We start from the raw sequence: 19,144 nt of genomic DNA, 5'->3' as shown, positions 1-19,144 counted from the left end.
AGACGCTGAAAGCCGCTTTTGCCTCACGCTGATTTTTATTAATGTTCATAGTTTTTTAACTCATAAATAAAAAGGAATCTTCATGGAACATACATTACCTGCGCTGCCTTATGAAAAAAATGCACTGGAACCTCATATTTCTGCGGAAACGCTGGAGTTTCATTATGGCAAACACCATCAGACTTATGCGACCAATCTTAACAAGCTGATTCCAGGCACTGAGTTTGAAAATATGAACCTGGAAGAGATCGTGAAAAAATCCAGTGGTGGCATTTTTAATAATGCAGCGCAAGTCTGGAATCACAGTTTTTATTGGAATTGCCTAAGTCCAAATGGTGGCGGTGAACCCAGTGGCGCTTTAGCGGATGCGATTAATGCTTCTTTTGGCTCTTTTGCAGCATTCAAAGACGCTTTCAGCAAAAATGCGATCACCACCTTTGGTTCCGGTTGGGGCTGGCTGGTGAAAAAAGCCGATGGCAGTCTGGCCTTAGCCAGTACCAGCAATGCTGCGACGCCATTAAGCAGTGATGACAAACCACTGCTGACCTGTGATGTCTGGGAACATGCCTATTACATTGATTATCGTAATGCGCGTCCTAAATATCTGGAAGCTTTCTGGAATCTGGTGAATTGGGATTTTGTTGCGGCAAATCTGACAGATTAATTATCTATCATTTTTTAATGATAACGCTACGGATAACACCCCTTCAGAAGGGGTGTTATCCGTCATAGGTAAGCTTACTTCACAGAAGCAGCATACATTTGTACCGCTTTATTCATTTCTTTTAATAAGGTCATATTTAAGCTTGTTACCTGACTGAAATCTGCATTGGCATCAGCAGCATTTTTTTCCAGTATCGGCTGATATTCTGCCCAGATTTTACTGACAACCGCCAACTGCGTTAAAATCGCCTGATCAGTAGTTCCTGGCAGACCCATAGCTTTATCAGCTTTAACCAGACCGTTTAAGGTGCTGCCAAACAGGTTGGCTGTCTTTTTCATATTAGTAATATTTGCTTGTGCGTCAATGCCATTTGCAGCCAGCATTAATTCCTTGGTCATTTTCTGGGTTAACATACGTTGTTTTCCCGCAAGGTTAATAGTGGTTGCCATACCCGCATCTAATGTAGAACCTGCTGCTTTTTCATACATTTTAACGGCTTTGTTCATTTCTTTGAGCAGTGGCAGATTTTGTGCAGCAATATTACTCAATACTTCCGGGCTGGTCTTACCTGCCAATACTGCGTCAATATTTCCCTTAAAGGTAATCCATAATTTTGCAACCACGTCTAATTGCGCGAGAATGCCTGCATCAGTAGTTTTTGGTAAGCCTAAGTCTGCATCACCATCTTTAAGACCTTTTAAGGTACGATCAAATAAATTGGCAGTTTTTTTCAGATTACCCTGATTGCCAGTTGCGTCAACGCCTTTAGCAATAAATAAGGCTTCTTTACTCATTTTCTGGGTCAGCATACGCTGCTTACCCGCAAGGTTAATAACCTTGCCCATCTCTGTTTTGCTGCTTGCCTGTGCAGAAAAAGCGAGGCTTAAACCCAGTAATGTAGCAGCGGTATAACGAAAAAATGCTCGTATCATTAGAAAACTCCTGTTATAACAGTTAAAAAATTCATTTTAACCTGAATTGCAGTATGAATAAATTGATAAAAGTTAAGATATGACATTACACAGAGACTTCATTTTTGGCGAGATTGATTTTCTTTCGTCAAAAAAAACTGTCCCTGCGCAATGCTGTTTGATATGAAATCAATCAATATCCCTACTTTTTAAAACCTACCACTAGGCCAGCAGCAGCCATGCCAGAAGAAGATAAATTACTGGTGACAAAATCCTTAAAGCTGCCGATTTGTGGTTGCAGCCAGGCGATAAAGTCATTATAAATGCCTTCCATGCCTGACCAATTCACCTGAATCAAGCCAACATACTGCAAACCGAATAAAACCAACGCAAGCACGCCGGTAATAAAAAAGGTTAATTTGGCAAATCCCGCAAGCGCATACCCCATACTAAAACCAATAAAAAAGCTAAAACCCAGTTTCATCATAAACACCGACCAATCATTAAGCTCTGGTTGCGTGCTGGACTTTGAGGTGGTGCCAGGAATCGAGCCACCTTGCCATTGCGTGGGATCAATTCCATTATCCGGTGCAAAAGAATGGGGGGCAAACGCGCCAGGGCCTGTGGATTGCGCGCTGATTGGCGGCGGCATATCGGGTTGCGCTTTTTCTGGTGTCATCAGATACAATGCGCCTCCAGCGATAAAAAGCAGCAGAGCCAGAACCAATAAGCCTTTTTTCCAGATCGGAAAAGGCGGGCTATCGATTTCTGATTCATTATCAGCGGAAGATTCCGAAGCTTCTGGGGACATGATTTTACTCCATTTTTTTATAATGATTAAATAAGCTGAATTCGGCGCAAGCTTTTTATACTTTTTACAGTATTTTACGAAGCGTATATACTTTATGCCATGAAAATTATTGTATACCTTTTCCAGCTCAACTTATGCCTTCTCTTAACTGTTGCGATGACGCTTTCTGCTCAGGCAGCGAAGCAGCACACAGAACCCGAAATATTGATTACTGAAATGGTGCAGCAGCATGGTTTCGATAAAAAATATTTAGAGAAATTATTTGCTCAGGTGAAAATCAAGCAAAGCATACTCAAAGCCATGCGCCGTCCAGGTGAGGCAAAACCGTGGTTTGAGTACCGCAAACTATTTGTCACCCCCAAACAAATCCGGCAGGGTGTAGCCTTTTATAAACAGCACCAAAAAGCTTTACAAGCGGCAGAACGTCAGTATGGTGTGCCAGCGCCCATTATTGCTGCAATTATTGGCGTGGAAACCCGTTATGGTCGCAATACCGGCAGTTACCGGGTATTAGATGCCCTCAGCACCCTGGCTTTTCATTATCCCAAACGTGCGACCTTTTTTCGTAAGGAATTGGTGGAATTTTTACTGTTAATGCAGGAAATTTCCATGCCGCCGTTAACTGCAAAAGGCTCCTATGCAGGCGCAATGGGTATCGGGCAATTTATGCCCAGCAGTTACCGCAAGTACGTGGTGGACTTTAATGGCGATGGCAAGCGCAGTATCTGGGAAGTTAATGATGCCATCGGCAGTGTTGCCAATTACCTGCAAGCCCACGGCTGGCAAGCGGGACAGGCAATTATCGAAGCAACACAGGTACAATCAGGCACTGCCGATGCACTGCTGGCACTGGGCTTAAAACCTAAATACAACCTCACGCAATTACGCAAAAAAGGGCTGCTGTTTTCCGGAAAATTACCTGCAAAACAAAAAGCCTCATTGGTGATGTTAAAAACTGAAACGGGTGAGGCTTACTGGCTTGCACTGCCCAATTTTTATGTCATTACCCGCTATAATCACAGCCGTCGTTATGCAATGGCTGTGAATCAACTGGCTGAAAATATTGACTTTCAATTTCATATTCAACAACGCTTTTAAGGCGAAATAAGACATGACTGATTCTGCAAACACCCGTTTTGTGCCCCCTTCCCCGCCCCAGACAGGCACATTTAAAGCACCGGAGCCAGCAGCGCCAAAAGCTGCGCCCCCACCTGCAAAAGCAGAAAACACAAGCGTACAAACGCCCCCAGAAAGCAGCACGCTAAACAGCAAAAAATCCAGTCGTGATCCCGCCATTGCCAGTAGTTTAAACCGGGTGACTATCGGCAATAAAGCCCCTCATGCCGATGATATACGGATTATTGGTGGTAAAAACTATGATGTGCGCCAGCCAGTACCGATTAAATACCCGGCAGTGCGCGAGCATTTTCTCAGCGCCCGCAATAATTTCTGGACGCCACATGAAATTGCCATGGGCGATGATAAAATTCAATGGAATACCGGCGATTTGACGGAAGAAGAAATATGGATGTTCAAATGTAATATTTCTTATCTCACCGCCTCGGATAATCTGGTGCCGGATAATCTGGATAATGCGATTTTAGCGCAGATCACCGCCAGTGAAATGCGCCAGTACATGCGCTGGCAAATTGCAGAGGAATCCAATCATATTGAGTCTTACTTTTTTATTCTGGAATCTTTCGGTCTGGATGAAAAAGGTCAGGGCCAGATTTTCAGCCTGTATCAGGATGTACCGGAACTGGTCAATAAACTCAACTGGAATCTGGATTTCACCAATAATGTTGTGAACTGCGAGCATCCACAAGGCTCCAGAGAAGCCAACCGCGCCTTGATGGAAGATTTAATCAGTTATTATGTGTTTGAATACCTGTTTTTCCCGCTGGGGTTCTCTCAGGTATTTGCCCTGGCAAGACAAGGCAAGTTACGCAATACCGCGCAGCAATACCAATATATCTGGCGTGATGAAAACCTGCATGCTATCAATGGTCGCTGGATGATTCTACAAATCATCCGCGAAAATCCGGAACTCTGGGATGCTTCCATGCAGGTGCGTACCCGTGAAATTATCAATGAAGCGGTGAAATTAGAAACTGCATTCGGCAGTGCTTGTATGCCAAATGGCGGTATACCTGGTTTATCGGTCAAAAGTTACACTCAATATGCACAACTTATGGGCGATAATCTGTTAAAAACCCTGGGCCTGAATCCTTTATTTAATATCAAGGAACACCCCATGTCCTGGTTATCAGAATATGAAATGAAACAGGAAGTGAATTTCTTTGAAGGCCGGGTGCGGGATTATCGGGTAGGTAGTAGTTTAGATTGGGATTAGGCTTGAATTTGAATAGCCTGCAAGGAACATGGTTTTTATGTCTTTTTTCAGTCAATATCCCATTTTTTTTAAATCCTTAAAATGGATGATTTTTCTCGGAATTGCCCTGGTCATTATCAGCAATGTTTATATTTATCTGATGACCAACCCTTATCTTTATGCTGATGAAACCCAGGTGCCCAGCGCTTATACCGGCGTTATCCTCGGTGCCTGGGTCGCACCTGATGGCAGGTTGTCAGACATGTTGGAAGATCGGGTACTCACGGGCCTGCGACTCTATCGGCAGGGGCGGGTAAAAAAATTATTATTATCCGGCGATCATGGTCAGGTGGGGTATGACGAGGTCAACGCCATGCGTCGTTATCTACTCAAAGCCGGTGTGCCACCAGAAGACTTGTTCATGGATCACGCAGGTTTTAAAACCTATGACAGTTTTTATCGTGCCCGGGATGTTTTTCAGGTAAAGGATGCGCTGGTGATAACCCAGGGTTTTCATCTGGCACGTTCGGTATACACCGCGCAGACTTTTGGGCTGAAGGCATTTGGCGTAGAGGCCGGACATAATACCAATTACACCCACCGAAGTTTAGTCAGAGCCAATTTACGTGAAGTGCTGGCGCGCACTAAAGCCATGATAGAGTTACATATACTCAGATTTCCACCCAAATATCTGGGGGAAGTGATTCCCATTATAGGTGATGGGCGTAAAAGTTGGGATTAGACACTGTTACACAACAGCTACTAAGAAACGAAAATTTAATAACTCAAGCGCAAAGAAGCTTATATCGAACTCAGATTAGTTAATAAATAACTTAAAGAATGCTTGATTAGTTGTTGCTTAATATGAAAAAATAGCAATACACGGCATGGATGTAAAATCCTGGGAGGCTGTCCGAGAATAGAAACTGTAGTAGGTATTGTATTCTCGGACAGCCTCCTGGTTACTGCACAAGCAGCAAATTCTGAATTTTGAGCATCACCCAAATTGGGGGAAATTATGAAACGACAATATCTGAGCGTTGCAGTCTTAACGGCATTACTCGCTGGCTGTAGTCAATATTATCAACCGGTACCGGTAGAAACCATTCGTCCGCTAAGCAATCAACTGGATATGCAGGCGGCCCACCATTGGGAGCGTTTAGCAGAGCAGGTTGCCAGTAATATTCAGGCAAACCTGCCTAATCAACCCGGAACACTCTCTGGCATGAGTGCGCCTGCGCCAGTAGAACCGATGGCAATGGCGGCTTCAGGCAGTGATCCACTGACGGATTTGCCGCCCGGCACACTACCACCACCCGGCCCGCAACCTGAACAACAACCGCGTGTTGTACACCTGGATATGGATGCGCCGGTATTGACAATTCCGCCCATGCCGGAAAGCAATTATAGTGCACCAACACCCAGTTTCAGCGCACCTGTGCGTCCGGTAATTTATATTAATCCCCCACGCGGTGGTCAGGAAACCTTATTTGCACATAGTTTTGGCGATTTATTACGCGCCCACTTGGTACAAAAAGGGGTGGCGGTTTCAACCAACCCCGGCAGTGTCAACAGTTTCTGTACCCAGGCTAGCTACTGTAAGCCTTTAGTGTTGGATTACAACGTAGAACTGGTACAGCACAAAGATCGCTGGCGGGTACGGGAATCGTCATCAGAAGTTTTGATTAGCACGGCTTTAACCGATGGCGATCTGGTGGTATTTAGCCGCTCAGATATATTTTATATTCGCCCCGGTGATGGCGATCATTATGATCATGGACGTACAACTTTGAGAGTGGTGGATCAATAAATGAATAAACCAAGTAAAACCCTTGTCTTAGCTGGTTTACTGGCATTTGTTCTGAGCCTGTCTTTAACTGGTTGCGCATCCAGATCACACCATAAGTCCATGCAAAGCACCCATTTGATTCAAGCAACTTATCAGGCAGTGGATAAAATTGTTGGCGCGGTCAATCATAATAATCGGCATTATCAGTTCAGTAAATCCCGCCCCATTATTGTGACCAGTCTGGCAGATGTTGATGATGTGCGCTATTCCTCAACCTTTGGCCGTACCATTGGGGAACAGGTGGGATCACGCCTGACTCAAAATGGCTATAAGGTTATTGAGTTAAAAATGCGCAGCAATATTTTTGTGCCTAATCCTGAGCGTGGGCATTCCAGTGGTGAGTTTATGCTCTCCCGGGAATTGCGCAACATCAGTTTTGAACATGATGCCCAGGCTATTTTAGTGGGTACCTATGCTGCGGCTAAAGACATCGTTTATGTCACCTTAAAAGCAGTTGATGCGCGGGATAACAGTATTATTGCCTCAACTGATTATTCACAGCCCATTGATGAAAACATGAAGCAATTACTGAAAGATAATCGCCGCCGCCGTAATTGAACAATAGATTTTTCAGATATTAAATCTCCAATACGAGTATGGAGTGAAGATAAAATAAATACAGAAACTGGGCGCAGGATTTTTATTCATTTTCAAGGCGTGAAAACAGGCGCATAGCAAGCTATGTAACTGTTTTCACAACGTAGAAAATGGAGAAAAAGACCAGCCAAGTTGCTGAAGTTATAAAATTCTCACTCCTATGCAGGTGGTGCGTTATGATTGGCATAATGTCATGAGGGATGCTGCGTATCAAGTAAAGCCATAATATACGGAGGCACAGCCTCACTGCCATATTTTTTTAAGTCCTGAAGGGGCGCAATAAAGTTTCTGCTTGGACTTTATTGCGTCCCTTCAGGGTTTGGCACATTAATTTCCTCATTCTGGGGTATTGCCCCAAGCTTTATAAAAGCCCCTGTCTTTATCTATTTTCCCTCATCGCAATATCCTCTATCAAGTCAGCCCCCAATAAAACATATCAGATAAAACGATACCTTCAATGGCAGTCCAGAATATCAGCATAAAATTTTTTATATTAGTTAACAGTTATATGCTTTATTTTGTACTATGCTTTAGTGGTAAGGAAAATCTATTTATCAGCATGGAACAGGTTCAAGGAAATGAAAATGTACCCCCCGGATATGATGCCAACTGCTTTTTCCTCCAAACTTTTATCAACTACGCCCTATTCCACAACAACGCTTGCTATGGAAGGGGAAAATCCAAAAACACTGGTACTGGCAATTGGTAATTTGCTGCTCAGTGATGAAGGCACAGGCATTCACGTACTCCATTATCTGCGGTCTCATCACACTATCAACGATGTATGCTGGCTAGATGGTGGTACTTTGAGTTTTTCCATTGCTGGCTTTATTGAAAACAGCCCGGAACTAATCGTCATTGATGCCGCAGAATTGCACGCCGCTCCGGGTACGGTGAAAACTTTTGTCGGCCCGGCGATGGATGCACAACTGGGGGCATGTAAATTAAGCGTGCATGAAGTGGGGCTGGTGGATTTGATGGATATGGTGCGTTTGAGTGAGCGCCTGCCAGCACGTCGGGCTTTAGTGGGTATTCAGCCACTGACAATGGCGCAATGGGATGATAAACCCAGTCCCGCAGTGGCAAAAGCCATTCCTCAGGCCGCGCAAGCTGTGCTGGATTTAATACAGGAGTGGCACTCATGAGCCACTTAACAGACATTCCTGTTGCACTGGAAAATCTGCCATCCACCCACAACGTCACCCCGCTGTTAAATGAAGTGCGACATGCGCTGCAAGCCTTATTGACAACAGGTGAGGCTACGCAAATTGATTTACGCAGCATTCCCCTGAGCGACAGAGATGTGGCACAAATTCAGGATGCACTGGGCGTAGGCGAGGTGGAAATTCAAATCAATGCCCTGGGTCCCAGCATGATTAAAGAAACCACGTTTGCCGGTGTCTGGTGGGTGGAGCATCGCAACAGCAGCAATGAATTAACCGGGCGTTATATCGAGATAACGCCAGTGCCTGATATTGTGCCCAGTGCTATGTCCGACATACAAGACGGGCTGGAACGTTTAAACCGTAGGGTGGAATAGCGACAGCGTATTCCATCATCAAAAGGAGTCTAAGTCATGACGACACGTAAAGACTTAACCGTAGGCGAAGCCTTGCGCACACAGGGTATCAGTCGTCGCGGTTTTCTGAAATTCTGCGCGGCAACTGCCAGTATGATGGCACTGCCACCCAGCAGTATTCCCGCGATTGCGGCGGCCTTGGAAAAAGCTCGTCGTCCATCTGTGATTTGGCTTTCTTTTCAGGAGTGTACGGGATGTACCGAGTCTTTGACCCGCTCTCACGCACCGAGCATAGAAGGTCTGATTTTTAATGTAATTTCTTTGGATTATCATCATACCTTGCAGGCTGCTTCCGGTGATGCCGCAGAAGAAGCCAGACACACTGCCATGAAAGAAAATGATGGCAAGTATATCGTGGTGGTAGATGGTTCAATTCCAGTCAAGGATGGCGGGGTTTATTCCACCATCGCCGGTATGACCAATCTGGAAATTCTTAAAGAAACTGTTGCCGGTGCCGCTGCGGTGATTGCCGTGGGCAGTTGCGCGGCATTTGGCGGCCTGCCCGCAGCCAATCCCAATCCCACAGGCGCTGTTTCTGTGAGTGAATTGGTCAAGGATAAACCGGTGGTGAATATTCCCGGCTGTCCACCCATTCCAGTGGTTATTAGCGGTGTTATCGCTCATTTCCTGACCTTTGGTTTGCCGGAACTGGATAACTTGGGACGACCCAAGGCATTTTATGGCACCAGCATTCATGATCGCTGTTATCGCCGTCCATTTTATGACAAGGGTTTGTTCGCCGAAACTTTTGATGATGAAGGCGCGAAAAAAGGCTGGTGTCTGTATAAATTAGGTTGCAAAGGGCCTACCACATATAACGCCTGTGCCACCATGAAATGGAACAACGGCACCAGTTTCCCGATTGAAGCAGGTCATGGCTGTATCGGCTGCTCTGAACCGCAATTCTGGGATGCCGGTGGATTCTACAAGGCTCTGGCAGAACCAACCGGCAACTTTACCACCACAGCAGGTGTCGCGGTTGCAGCGGGTGCCGCCCTGGGCGCTGCTTCCGGTTTGCTCAATCGCAACAAGCAAAAACAGGCTGGTGCGGAACATGAAACCGTGACGGCTGATAATCTGGAAAAGGAGCAGACGTCATGAATGAGGTGAATTTCTTACTCTGGGTACGCGGCATCGGTTTTGATATTGCGCTGGCAATCTTTGTATTTGGGATCATGCTGCGTTTCATGGAAATTCTGTGGCTGGGACGCAAGCCCGAATTGGCCGCAGTGCGTGGTAACGGCGTGGCATCCGGTATGCGCACAGTCTTCAGCCGTTTCTTACCTGCCGACAGCAATACCCTGAAACGCTCTTTGTTTATGGTGGTTGCAGGGTATGGCTTCCATATTGGATTGTTTGTGGTGATTTTTTTATTTGCACCGCATGCAGAGTTGATTGAATCTGTCACCGGCTTATCCTGGCCTACACTACCCAGTCCTATTGTGGACTTTTTTACGGTGTTGACCATGCTGGCTTTGATGGCCTTGTTATGGCGTCGCCTGACCCACCCGGTATTACGTTTTTTGTCTACCGGGGAAGATTATCTGATGCTGTTGCTGACATTTCTACCGGTTTTGACAGGTTATATGGCATTTCATCATTTGTTTTTGTCTTATGGCTGGATGCTGGGTCTGCATATACTCAGTGTTGAGTTATTGTTGATTGTGATTCCCTTTACCAAGCTGATACACATGTTTACCTTATTCATGGCGCGTTGGTATAGCGGATTCATGGCGGGACAAAAAGGAGTACAGTCATGAGCGCGGCAACATTAAAACGTGGATTGCAGGCATTGCGCGAAGAAATTGATGCGCCGGTTGCAAGTTTTTTCAGCAGTTGTATGCATTGCGGCCTGTGCGCGGAGGCTTGCCTGTTTTATACCGAAACCGGTAATCCTGAATATACCCCCATTCATAAACTCGAACCCATGCGGCGCTTGTGGCAGCAGGAATTTACCCTGCTCGGACGCCTGCAAAGCCTGCTGGGTTTAAGCAAGCCGGTGACGGATGCAGAACTTGAGGCCTGGCAACCGCTGGTATATGACAGTTGTAGTTTATGTGGGCGTTGCAGCATGGTATGTCCGGTGGGCAATGATGTGGCCTACATGATACGCAAAATGCGTGAAGGCATGTCGGCTTCAGGTAATGCGCCGGAAGGCATTATGGGTGCAACGACACGCGCAGTCAAAATCGGCAGCCCCATGGGGGTGCGCTTCCCTGCGGTACAGGCCCAGGCGCGGCATGTTAAAAACGACACTGGTATTGACATTCCCGTGGATGTTGAAGGCGCGGAATACCTGATGCTGATGTCTTCCATGGAAATCATTAACTTCCCGGAATACATGGAATCGGTTGCACGGATATTCAAACAGGCTGGTAAAACCTGGACGATTTCCTCTACAGCTTTTGAGGCCACTAATTCGGGCATTCAATTGGGTAATTCAGATATTGCCAAAGAATTAGTGCAACGGGTGGTTGATGCTGCGGAAAAGCTCAAAGTAAAAACCGTCATCAGTCCCGAATGTGGTCACGCTTATACCGCCATTCGCTGGGAAGGCCCTAATCTGATTGGCAAACCGTTCAGCTTTGAAGTGAAACACATCGTTGAAGTGCTGGATGAGTTTCGCACCGCTGGTTTATTAAAAACCGAAGGGCTGGAAGAAGCCCGTCTGACCTTCCATGATCCCTGTCAGTTAGTGCGCCGTGGCGGTGTGATTGAACCACCGCGTAATCTGCTGAAAATGGTTTCTCAGAATTTTGTGGAAATGGAGGATAACGGCAAAATGAACTGGTGTTGCGGTGCAGGTGGTGGTGTCAGCGCCAATGAAGATGCCGCAGAACTGCGCTTGACAGCCTTTAAACGTAAAAAAGTCCAACTGGAAAGCCTGCATGTTGATACGCTGGTAACTGCCTGCGCTAATTGCCGTATGCAACTGGAAGAAGGACTGGAAGTCAATCAAATGGATATGCCGGTTGTGGGCTTAACCGAAATGCTGGCAGAACATCTGGTGGAAACGCCCGATGATGAAGCCTCTGATGATAAAATCAAAATACCGGCAGGAGACTGATCATGGCACAGATTACAAATGACAAGGCCCTGAAAGCCGCCTTGAAGGCACTGCCTTCCAACGCATTGCGCTACGTCACTTCGCTGTTCGTGGAAAACCTGATTACTGAGCAAACCGATCAACGCGTGGTGAGTGCCGTGGTACTGGCAAAAAACCCCAATATGAGCACCAACGAACAATTATCGGCATTTAAAGCGTGCCGGGCCGCAACCATAGAAAGTCGCACCCAGTGTGGTGCGGATTGCAACTGGAATGAGCAGGCTGCACATTTTATTGCGCGTGCTTCTGCTGCAATGATAGCACCGGCTGGTATGTGTCAGGCAGCCGATCCGATCTGGCAGGTGGTGATGAGTTGTCGCATGGCAAAAAACTGTTTGCTGATTGCTGCCGATGATGACGCAGTGAACCAGGAAAATGAAGTGCAATATCAAATTTTTGAAGCTTACCGGAGAACAAACTCATGAGTGAACGTGTTGTTGTTGATCCGATCACCCGTATCGAAGGCCATTTGCGCATAGAAGCTAAAATGGAGGGAAACCGAATTGATCAGGCTTATTCCGCCGGTACTATGGTACGCGGCATTGAACTGATTCTGAAAGGGCGCGACCCGCGTGATGCCTGGGCTTATACTCAGCGTATTTGCGGCGTCTGCACCCTGGTGCATGGCATTGCCTCAGTGCGGGCGGTGGAAAATGCATTAAATTATAAAATTCCACCTAATGCGCAGCTTATCCGTAACCTGATGATTGCCGCGCAATATGTGCATGATCATGTGATGCATTTTTATCATTTGCACGCCCTGGACTGGGTGGATGTGGTTTCGGCCTTAAGCGCCGATCCTAAAGCCACTTCAGAACTGGCGCAGACTGTTTCGCCAAGCTGGCCGAAATCTTCTGTGGGATATTTTTCCGATACCCAGAAAAAGCTGAAAAAATTTGTCGAAGCGGGGCAACTGGGCATTTTTGCCAAGGCTTACTGGGGACACCCTAGTTATAAATTACCTGCGGAAGCCAATTTAATGGCAGTTTCACATTATCTGGAAGCCCTGGAATGGCAACGTAATGTAGTGCAATTACACACAATTTTTGGGGGTAAAAATCCACACCCCATGTTTCTGGTCGGCGGCACGCCCAGCCCGATTGACTTAAATTCTGATTCTGCGATTAATGCCAAACGCCTGGCACAGGTACAGGATATTATCAACCGCATGCGCAGCTTTGTGGATCAGGTGTATGTACCGGACACCCTGGCAATTGCCGGATTTTACAAAGACTGGTTTGGACGCGGCGAAGGTCTGGGCAATTTCATGAGTTATGGCGACCTGCCCGGTACGGATATGGATGATGCCAGCAGTTATTTCATTCCTTCCGGGGTGATTTTAGATCGGGATTTGTCCACGGTACATCCGGTGGATATGGCGAACCCTGAAGAAATCCAGGAATTTGTCAGCCATTCCTGGTATGACTACAGTAATGGTAACGATGCAGGTCTGCACCCCTGGGAGGGGGAAACCAATCTCAATTACCAGGGCCGTGGCGGGCCGGAAACCCCTTACAAACAACTGGATATTGAAAAAGGCTATTCCTGGATGAAATCTCCGCGCTGGAAAGGCAAGGCTATGGAAGTCGGCCCCTTAGCGCGGGTATTAGTATTGTATGCCAAGGGTCATGAACAAACTGTGGAACTGGTTAACCATGCATTGACTACACTGGGCGTGGATAAACGCGCCTTATTCTCCACCTTGGGCCGTACTGCGGCGCGCACGCTGGAAAGTAAAATTATTGGTGATGGTATGCAGGGCTGGATGGATCAGCTATTAGCCAATATTAAAGCCGGTGATAGCAAAACCTTTAACGAGAAATTGTGGGAACCTTCCACCTGGCCCAAAGAAGCTAAAGGCGTGGGATTTATGGAAGCCCCACGCGGCGCGCTGGCACATTGGGTGGTGATTAAAGACGGTGTGATTGATAATTATCAGGCGGTCGTACCCAGCACCTGGAATGCTGGACCGCGTGATCCGGCAGGTGTTGCAGGTGCTTATGAAGCAGCCTTGCAGGATAATCACGAACTGCACGATCCCAAGCAACCGGTAGAAATTCTGCGCACTGTACACAGTTTTGATCCCTGTATCGCCTGCGCGGTACATGTCACTGATCCGGAAGGTGAAGAACTGATACAGGTTAAAGTTCGCTGAATCAAATAAATAAACAGGCCGGTTGGGTTTTATAAACCCGACCGGAACGCTTCACTTCACTCAAGTTTTATTTTGATAAAAAAAATACGATTGAGGTATATAACCATGAAAATCATGCAAAACATTATCTGGCTGTCTGTTGTTTTATTGCCTGCAACTGCATTTGCGCATTTCGGGCATGATGCCCCGGAAGGCTTTTGGTATCAGTTGATGCACACACTGCCGGGTATGGAGTACCCACTGATTACACTGTCTATTGCGCTATGGTTGTTGCTATTGCTTGGCTACAAATTGTATTTATGGCTGCAAGAAAAGCCAACAGTACAAGCCAGGCAGCAAAAACAGAAAGCTGAAATTAAAAACTGATGTTAAAGATGCGCGCTCGCGCATCTTTAATTTTAAGCTGCAACCACAGGTATTTCCAGTCGTTTGAGAATATCACTGCCAATTTGAAAATCCATGCCTTCTTCCCGCAGTATTAATTTATAAAATTGACATTGCATACAATGATCGAGCTTTTCAACGTAATTGCCTTGCACCCGGTTTTCACACAAAGATCCGGGAATGGCCCAACAACTGCGGCCACCATTTTTACCGTGATTGACTGTATCGGTTCGGTTTTCCTGCGTTACCGGGCAAATACCCAAGTCTTCCACTTTATAACCGCCAGCTTCCCTACCGCATTGTTTATATTCCCAGCAATTCATCTTATTCACCAGCAAACACTCCTTGTGCATTAGAAAAATAGAATATAAGCAATTTCAATAATACAATAAAAATAAAACAGTGTCTGATTTTTTACTTGAAAAACTCAGCTTGAACTTTGCTGTGTTAAAAAGCGATAAGCCCCTTGTGGATTTTCCTGGGTGTATTTTTCAATATTATTATGGTAACGGCGGCTACGACCTAACAATAAACGCGTGGGTTTATCTTCCGGCCAGTCATCATGTAATTGCTGAAATAAATTTTCAGCTTTTTTGAAATGATTTTGTTGCAATTCGATGCGCGCCTGTTGATAACGTTGCAACAGATCTTTAATATTTTCCCGCTCATCACAGGCAGGTAGAATTTCATAGATATTCAGGGGCTTAGCTTCTGAATCCAAATCAATGCAATCCAGTTCCCGATGCAGTGGATAATCCTTTGCAGGTATTTCTGTTTTCAGTGCATCCCAGGCAGATTGGCTGATTAAAATGGACACACCATAATGCCGGGTCAGTTTTTCCAATTGTTGAGCGCGTTTAATGGGTGAACCAATAATTGAATAATGTTGGCGATTTTCAGCGCCGATTTTACCCGCAATCAAGCTATTGGTATCAATACCAATGCCAATATTAATCGTATTTTGCTGGTAATTTCCAAACCCGTGTTGGGTTGATGAGATTTGTGGAGAAATCACCTCCAGGTTAAACAGTGTCAAGGCATTAAGCATCTCCTTTGCTGCCAGCACTGCCGCATAGATACCTGTATGGGGTTCACTGCTGTTGCCAGTAATACCAAAAGCAGCGGTGAGTTTATCGCCGGAATACGCATCGACAAAGCCTTCCTGCCCTGCGATACAAAACTGCATACGGGTAAAATAATTGTTTAACCAAGACAGTAAGTCCTGCGCAGAACGCCCCGCAGTATGCCGTGAAAAATCCTGAATACCAACGACCAAAACAGAGGCAATGCGGGTTTGTCCTTCTCCAGAAAGCCGCTTTTTTAAGATATCCATTACCAATTCTGGCGAAACCAGATGTTCCATTGCCTGACGCACATGTTCTTTGCCTTCCAGGCTATGCATCATTTGATTAAAGGCATGGCCTAAGCTTTCCAGTTCGTCATAAGTACGAATACGGGCACGAAATTGATAATTTTCCTTTTCAATTTGATCCGTGGCGGTATGTAACATTTGCACTGCGGCGGTCACTTGCCTGAACAAAGGGCGTATCATCAGGAAACTGAGAATCAGCAATAAACCACCCAGCATTAATAGATTATTCTGAATACGTGCGACAAAGCCCTGATGATCATCCAGTGGCTGAATAAATAAATGCGCAGGTACTGAAGCCTTTTGTGTGGTTTGTATATAATGCCAGAGGCGGTTACTTAACTGTACCTGCTGCAATTTCAAATATTGTTGTTTTAATTGTATCGGCGTGCGTGATTGCAGATGTATTTGTAATTGGTTCAACAGTGGACGTTGACTCAAAGCACTGAATAAGCCACTGGTTAGTGTAATTTCCTGTGCATCCAACAGCAATATATCCACCCCCAGCAATTTTCGCAGGTGATTAAGATAGGTTTCATCAAAAAGATGCGCCAATAATAAAGTACCAATGATTTTACCTTCATTTTGATGATCGCTGATAGGTACAACTAAAACCTGAACGGGTATATCACTGAGCATCAACAGATGTAATCGCTCTTTATCAAAAGAGACTTTATTCTCCACGCATTGCTTGTTCAATTCTGGTGCCCAGGATCGGATACCTTCCCCTGCTTCCAGAATTTGCCCCAGAGGATTGAGTAAAATCGCCTCGTTAGGTAATGCTTTGCGCAAATTTTTATAGACCTGACTTCCCGGTGTCAGTGCTTTGGCATATAAAGCATCTGTTATCCACGGGTGCGTTCTGGTATAACTGGCAATATTATATAAAGCTTTAACAGGCTGTTGCACCAGTTCTGAAAATTGCTCTTGTGCCTGTGAAAAGTGCTGGGCCAATTGTTGCTCTAGCACATCATTTAGCGCCCCTCGGATCAACCAGAAGGCGCTGCCTAAGGTGAAAAATAACAATATCACCACAATCAGACTAAATTTATATCGTAACGAGAACACACCATGGTTCCTTCGTAAGCTCAGAATTTCATCATACCTGATATTCTAAAATGAAATATTCTAAAATATCGGGTAAATCATTGGTTTTTGTATTAACCTGAATCGAAATCAGGTTATATTAGATTTAGTCTGCAAAATTGTGTCCAAAATAAGTACTCAGGAATGAGAATATAATATTTCACCCCTCTCTTTTTAAAATCTATTGTAAAATGCTTGTTTTTTATTATTCTCAGTATTTATTTTAAGGAGTAAAAGCCTATGTTATCGATGGATGACCGTGATGGTGTCATCTGGTTTGATGGCGAATTAATACCCTGGCGTGAAGCAAAAATTCATGTCCTCACCCATACATTACATTATGGCATGGGGGTATTTGAAGGCTTACGCGCCTATAAAACCGAACAAGGGGCCGCTATTTTCCGTTTGCAGGAGCATACCCGGCGTTTGTTTGATTCGGCAAAAATCATGAATATGCCGGTGGCTTTTGATCAAAAAACGATTAATGAAGCCTGTCGCAGCGTGGTTCGTGAAAATGATCTGGAAACTGCTTATGTTCGTCCTATCTGCTTTTATGGCTCCGAAGGCATGGGCCTGCGCGCTGATAACCTGAAAACCCATATGGTGGTTGCTGCCTGGACCTGGGGCGCTTATCTTGGACAGGAAGGCATGGAAAAAGGCATTCGTATCCGCACTTCCTCCTATACGCGCCATCATGTCAATATTACCATGTGTAAAGCCAAAGCTTGCGGTAATTACATAAATTCCATGCTGGCGCTGCAAGAAGCGATCAGCTGTGGTTATGATGAAGCTTTGTTATTGGATGCTGAAGGTTATGTCGCAGAAGGCAGTGGCGAAAACTTTTTTCTGGTACGTGATGGTATCATTTACACACCTTTTCTGACTTCAGCATTAGATGGCATCACCCGTAATACCATTGTGCAATTGGCCAAAGAAATGGGGCTGACAGTACAAGAAAAACATATTACCCGGGATGAAGTCTATATTGCCGATGAAGCCTTTTTCACAGGTTCTGCGGCAGAAGTCACGCCGATTCGTGAACTGGATGGTCGGGTTATTGGTAATGGCGCGCGTGGGCCAATCACCGAGCGCCTGCAAAGTCGTTATTTTGATTTGGTGCATGGTCGTATTCAAAGCAATCGCCCGGAACACCAAAATTGGCTGACCTTGGTAAAATAGCCGCTTGCTAAAATCATGCTTGGAGGCAAACTGTAGGATGGGCAAAGCAGTGCATGCCCATCACCTCCAATAGATTCCAAGCCATAAAGATGGGCACACTGCGCTTTGCCCATCCTACATTACTCATCTTGAGAGAAACACCATGCCTTATTTTCTGTATAAAGTATTCCCTGATAAAAAACTGGAAAAAATCACTGATTTTGAAAAATTCCAGGATGCAAAAAAACAAGCACGTGATTTACGCACAAGTATGACTGAAGCGGATAATTACACAGTAAAAGTCATGTTCGCTAAAAATGAGATGGAAGCGGAATTATTATTAAAGGAAACCCGGGAACCACGACCACGCGGAGATGATTAAAAAAATACGCTTATTCCAGCAGGAATTGTATTTATCGGGTAGCCTCCTACAAAACTCAGACCCTCTCTATGGGCGTTATTTTTTATTTGGATTTTTTATGACCAAATATCTAAATATTCTGTACAGCCTAACTGTGTAATAAGGCTTCCAGTTTTTCTCCCATATTGGCTGCCTGTCTGGCATGGCGCAAACGCTGGCTGTAAATAATATGCTGCAAATCCAATAAGGCCTGGTCAAACTCATCATTAATAAGCAGATAATCAAACTCTGCGTGATGGCTCATTTCACTGATGGCATCACGCATACGGCGGGCAATAATTTCTTCGCTGTCCTGACCACGCCCACACAGGCGTTTATCGAGTTCCATGCGCGAAGGCGGTAAAATAAAAATACCAATGCTTTCCGGTAATTGTTCCCGTACCTGACGTCCACCCTGCCAGTCAATTTCCAAGATAACATCGATGCCTTGTTCTAATTGGGACGATACCCAGGCTTTCGAAGTGCCATAATGATTATCGAAGACCTGCGCTTGTTCAAGAAATGCCTGTTGCGCCTGCATCGCTTGAAATGCTTCGTGACTGACAAAAAAATAAGCCTTGCCATTTTCCTCACCGGGGCGCGGGGCGCGGGTGGTGTGGGAAACGGAAACGCAGATATGCTCGGTTTGTTGAATTAAAGCACTGACCAGACTGGTTTTGCCCGCACCGGAAGGTGCGGCGATGATATATAAACTGCCCCGTTGCATTGATAAGCTCCGTGTT

The 19,144-nt window shown here is 45.5% G+C and carries 21 protein-coding genes; 16 read left to right on the top strand and 5 right to left on the bottom strand.

Annotation, left to right across the window (positions count from 1 at the left end; all coding sequences use genetic code 11):
* Positions 1-82: 82 nt before the first annotated feature.
* Positions 83-664 carry a superoxide dismutase [Fe] gene (gene sodB / locus QUF61_RS03555; protein WP_103922381.1) on the top strand — a complete coding sequence of 194 codons (582 nt, stop codon included), beginning with the start codon at positions 83-85 and terminating at the stop codon, positions 662-664.
* Between the two features lie 74 nt (positions 665-738).
* On the opposite strand, the gene QUF61_RS03550 is transcribed toward sodB, so the two are convergent.
* Together QUF61_RS03550 and QUF61_RS03545 are read right to left on the bottom strand one after the other, a co-directional pair.
* The gene (locus QUF61_RS03550; protein ID WP_289680478.1) at positions 739-1,596 is read right to left on the bottom strand and encodes a type IV pili methyl-accepting chemotaxis transducer N-terminal domain-containing protein; all 858 of its coding nucleotides are present in this window, start codon (positions 1,594-1,596) and stop codon (positions 739-741) included.
* 181 nt (positions 1,597-1,777) lie between these two features.
* Positions 1,778-2,386 (bottom strand): FUN14 domain-containing protein, encoded by a 609-nt coding sequence (locus tag QUF61_RS03545; protein WP_289680477.1) that lies wholly within the window; start codon positions 2,384-2,386, stop codon positions 1,778-1,780.
* A gap of 156 nt (positions 2,387-2,542) precedes the next feature.
* Between QUF61_RS03545 and mltB the strand changes: the two genes are divergently transcribed.
* From mltB to QUF61_RS03480, 13 genes are all read left to right on the top strand, one after another.
* On the top strand, positions 2,543-3,484 hold the full coding sequence (gene mltB / locus QUF61_RS03540; RefSeq protein ID WP_286019587.1) for a lytic murein transglycosylase B: 942 nt from the start codon (positions 2,543-2,545) through the stop codon (positions 3,482-3,484).
* 13 nt (positions 3,485-3,497) lie between these two features.
* Positions 3,498-4,739: a ribonucleotide-diphosphate reductase subunit beta gene (locus tag QUF61_RS03535; protein WP_103922385.1), complete on the top strand. Its 1,242-nt coding sequence runs from the start codon at positions 3,498-3,500 to the stop codon at positions 4,737-4,739.
* Positions 4,740-4,776: 37 nt separating this feature from the next.
* A complete protein-coding gene (locus QUF61_RS03530; protein ID WP_289680476.1) occupies positions 4,777-5,460 on the top strand; it encodes a SanA/YdcF family protein in 684 nt (227 codons plus the stop codon).
* A 276-nt stretch (positions 5,461-5,736) separates the two neighbouring features.
* Positions 5,737-6,528, top strand: a complete 792-nt coding sequence (locus tag QUF61_RS03525; protein WP_103922387.1) for a hypothetical protein — start codon at positions 5,737-5,739, stop codon at positions 6,526-6,528.
* Entirely contained in the window at positions 6,529-7,125 is a 597-nt protein-coding gene (locus QUF61_RS03520; protein ID WP_103922388.1) for a FlgO family outer membrane protein, read from the top strand.
* 617 nt (positions 7,126-7,742) lie between these two features.
* Positions 7,743-8,309, top strand: coding sequence for a hydrogenase maturation protease (locus QUF61_RS03515; protein WP_289680474.1), 567 nt, complete (start codon positions 7,743-7,745; stop codon positions 8,307-8,309).
* A complete protein-coding gene (locus QUF61_RS03510; RefSeq protein WP_103922389.1) occupies positions 8,306-8,704 on the top strand; it encodes a hydrogenase expression/formation C-terminal domain-containing protein in 399 nt (132 codons plus the stop codon). Before QUF61_RS03515 ends, QUF61_RS03510 begins: the two co-directional genes overlap by 4 nt.
* A gap of 36 nt (positions 8,705-8,740) precedes the next feature.
* Entirely contained in the window at positions 8,741-9,844 is a 1,104-nt protein-coding gene (locus QUF61_RS03505) for a hydrogenase small subunit (protein WP_289680473.1), read from the top strand.
* The gene (locus QUF61_RS03500) at positions 9,841-10,503 is read left to right on the top strand and encodes a hypothetical protein (RefSeq protein ID WP_289680472.1); all 663 of its coding nucleotides are present in this window, start codon (positions 9,841-9,843) and stop codon (positions 10,501-10,503) included. The genes QUF61_RS03505 and QUF61_RS03500 overlap by 4 nt, the downstream gene beginning before the upstream one ends.
* Positions 10,500-11,810 carry a (Fe-S)-binding protein gene (locus QUF61_RS03495; protein WP_289680471.1) on the top strand — a complete coding sequence of 437 codons (1,311 nt, stop codon included), beginning with the start codon at positions 10,500-10,502 and terminating at the stop codon, positions 11,808-11,810. Before QUF61_RS03500 ends, QUF61_RS03495 begins: the two co-directional genes overlap by 4 nt.
* A 2-nt stretch (positions 11,811-11,812) precedes the next feature.
* Positions 11,813-12,274 carry a hypothetical protein gene (locus QUF61_RS03490; RefSeq protein WP_103922393.1) on the top strand — a complete coding sequence of 154 codons (462 nt, stop codon included), beginning with the start codon at positions 11,813-11,815 and terminating at the stop codon, positions 12,272-12,274.
* A complete protein-coding gene (locus QUF61_RS03485; protein ID WP_289680469.1) occupies positions 12,271-14,004 on the top strand; it encodes a nickel-dependent hydrogenase large subunit in 1,734 nt (577 codons plus the stop codon). The genes QUF61_RS03490 and QUF61_RS03485 overlap by 4 nt, the downstream gene beginning before the upstream one ends.
* 105 nt (positions 14,005-14,109) lie before the next feature.
* The gene (locus QUF61_RS03480) at positions 14,110-14,370 is read left to right on the top strand and encodes a hypothetical protein (RefSeq protein ID WP_289680468.1); all 261 of its coding nucleotides are present in this window, start codon (positions 14,110-14,112) and stop codon (positions 14,368-14,370) included.
* 32 nt (positions 14,371-14,402) lie between these two features.
* Here QUF61_RS03480 and QUF61_RS03475 read toward each other — a convergent pair whose 3' ends face one another.
* Together QUF61_RS03475 and QUF61_RS03470 are read right to left on the bottom strand one after the other, a co-directional pair.
* Positions 14,403-14,711 (bottom strand): two-CW domain-containing protein, encoded by a 309-nt coding sequence (locus tag QUF61_RS03475; protein WP_407079402.1) that lies wholly within the window; start codon positions 14,709-14,711, stop codon positions 14,403-14,405.
* A gap of 104 nt (positions 14,712-14,815) precedes the next feature.
* The gene (locus QUF61_RS03470; protein WP_103920752.1) at positions 14,816-16,825 is read right to left on the bottom strand and encodes an adenylate/guanylate cyclase domain-containing protein; all 2,010 of its coding nucleotides are present in this window, start codon (positions 16,823-16,825) and stop codon (positions 14,816-14,818) included.
* 258 nt (positions 16,826-17,083) lie between these two features.
* Between QUF61_RS03470 and QUF61_RS03465 the strand changes: the two genes are divergently transcribed.
* Positions 17,084-18,022, top strand: a complete 939-nt coding sequence (locus QUF61_RS03465; protein ID WP_103920753.1) for a branched-chain amino acid transaminase — start codon at positions 17,084-17,086, stop codon at positions 18,020-18,022.
* 142 nt (positions 18,023-18,164) lie between these two features.
* On the top strand, positions 18,165-18,383 hold the full coding sequence (locus QUF61_RS03460; RefSeq protein ID WP_103920754.1) for a hypothetical protein: 219 nt from the start codon (positions 18,165-18,167) through the stop codon (positions 18,381-18,383).
* 127 nt (positions 18,384-18,510) lie between these two features.
* On the opposite strand, the gene gmk is transcribed toward QUF61_RS03460, so the two are convergent.
* Complete coding sequence (gmk, locus tag QUF61_RS03455) at positions 18,511-19,128, bottom strand: guanylate kinase (RefSeq protein ID WP_289680466.1); 618 nt, start codon at positions 19,126-19,128, stop codon at positions 18,511-18,513.
* Positions 19,129-19,144 lie beyond the last annotated feature (16 nt).

This window comes from Candidatus Venteria ishoeyi, assembly GCF_030378065.1.
Classification (GTDB): domain Bacteria; phylum Pseudomonadota; class Gammaproteobacteria; order Beggiatoales; family Beggiatoaceae; genus Venteria; species Venteria ishoeyi.
Note: the sequence above shows the minus strand (reverse complement) of the source record. Positions and strands in the feature narration are given on the sequence as shown.

Bases quoted from the DNA above. Each gene is read 5' to 3' on its own strand.
- sodB (WP_103922381.1), top strand. From the start codon at position 83: ATGGAACATACATTACCTGCGCTGCCTTATGAAAAAAATGCACTGGAA.
- QUF61_RS03550 (WP_289680478.1), bottom strand. From the start codon at position 1,596: ATGATACGAGCATTTTTTCGTTATACCGCTGCTACATTACTGGGTTTA.
- QUF61_RS03545 (WP_289680477.1), bottom strand. From the start codon at position 2,386: ATGTCCCCAGAAGCTTCGGAATCTTCCGCTGATAATGAATCAGAAATC.
- mltB (WP_286019587.1), top strand. From the start codon at position 2,543: ATGACGCTTTCTGCTCAGGCAGCGAAGCAGCACACAGAACCCGAAATA.
- QUF61_RS03535 (WP_103922385.1), top strand. From the start codon at position 3,498: ATGACTGATTCTGCAAACACCCGTTTTGTGCCCCCTTCCCCGCCCCAG.
- QUF61_RS03530 (WP_289680476.1), top strand. From the start codon at position 4,777: ATGTCTTTTTTCAGTCAATATCCCATTTTTTTTAAATCCTTAAAATGG.
- QUF61_RS03525 (WP_103922387.1), top strand. From the start codon at position 5,737: ATGAAACGACAATATCTGAGCGTTGCAGTCTTAACGGCATTACTCGCT.
- QUF61_RS03520 (WP_103922388.1), top strand. From the start codon at position 6,529: ATGAATAAACCAAGTAAAACCCTTGTCTTAGCTGGTTTACTGGCATTT.
- QUF61_RS03515 (WP_289680474.1), top strand. From the start codon at position 7,743: ATGAAAATGTACCCCCCGGATATGATGCCAACTGCTTTTTCCTCCAAA.
- QUF61_RS03510 (WP_103922389.1), top strand. From the start codon at position 8,306: ATGAGCCACTTAACAGACATTCCTGTTGCACTGGAAAATCTGCCATCC.
- QUF61_RS03505 (WP_289680473.1), top strand. From the start codon at position 8,741: ATGACGACACGTAAAGACTTAACCGTAGGCGAAGCCTTGCGCACACAG.
- QUF61_RS03500 (WP_289680472.1), top strand. From the start codon at position 9,841: ATGAATGAGGTGAATTTCTTACTCTGGGTACGCGGCATCGGTTTTGAT.
- QUF61_RS03495 (WP_289680471.1), top strand. From the start codon at position 10,500: ATGAGCGCGGCAACATTAAAACGTGGATTGCAGGCATTGCGCGAAGAA.
- QUF61_RS03490 (WP_103922393.1), top strand. From the start codon at position 11,813: ATGGCACAGATTACAAATGACAAGGCCCTGAAAGCCGCCTTGAAGGCA.
- QUF61_RS03485 (WP_289680469.1), top strand. From the start codon at position 12,271: ATGAGTGAACGTGTTGTTGTTGATCCGATCACCCGTATCGAAGGCCAT.
- QUF61_RS03480 (WP_289680468.1), top strand. From the start codon at position 14,110: ATGAAAATCATGCAAAACATTATCTGGCTGTCTGTTGTTTTATTGCCT.
- QUF61_RS03475 (WP_407079402.1), bottom strand. From the start codon at position 14,711: ATGAATTGCTGGGAATATAAACAATGCGGTAGGGAAGCTGGCGGTTAT.
- QUF61_RS03465 (WP_103920753.1), top strand. From the start codon at position 17,084: ATGTTATCGATGGATGACCGTGATGGTGTCATCTGGTTTGATGGCGAA.
- QUF61_RS03460 (WP_103920754.1), top strand. From the start codon at position 18,165: ATGCCTTATTTTCTGTATAAAGTATTCCCTGATAAAAAACTGGAAAAA.
- gmk (WP_289680466.1), bottom strand. From the start codon at position 19,128: ATGCAACGGGGCAGTTTATATATCATCGCCGCACCTTCCGGTGCGGGC.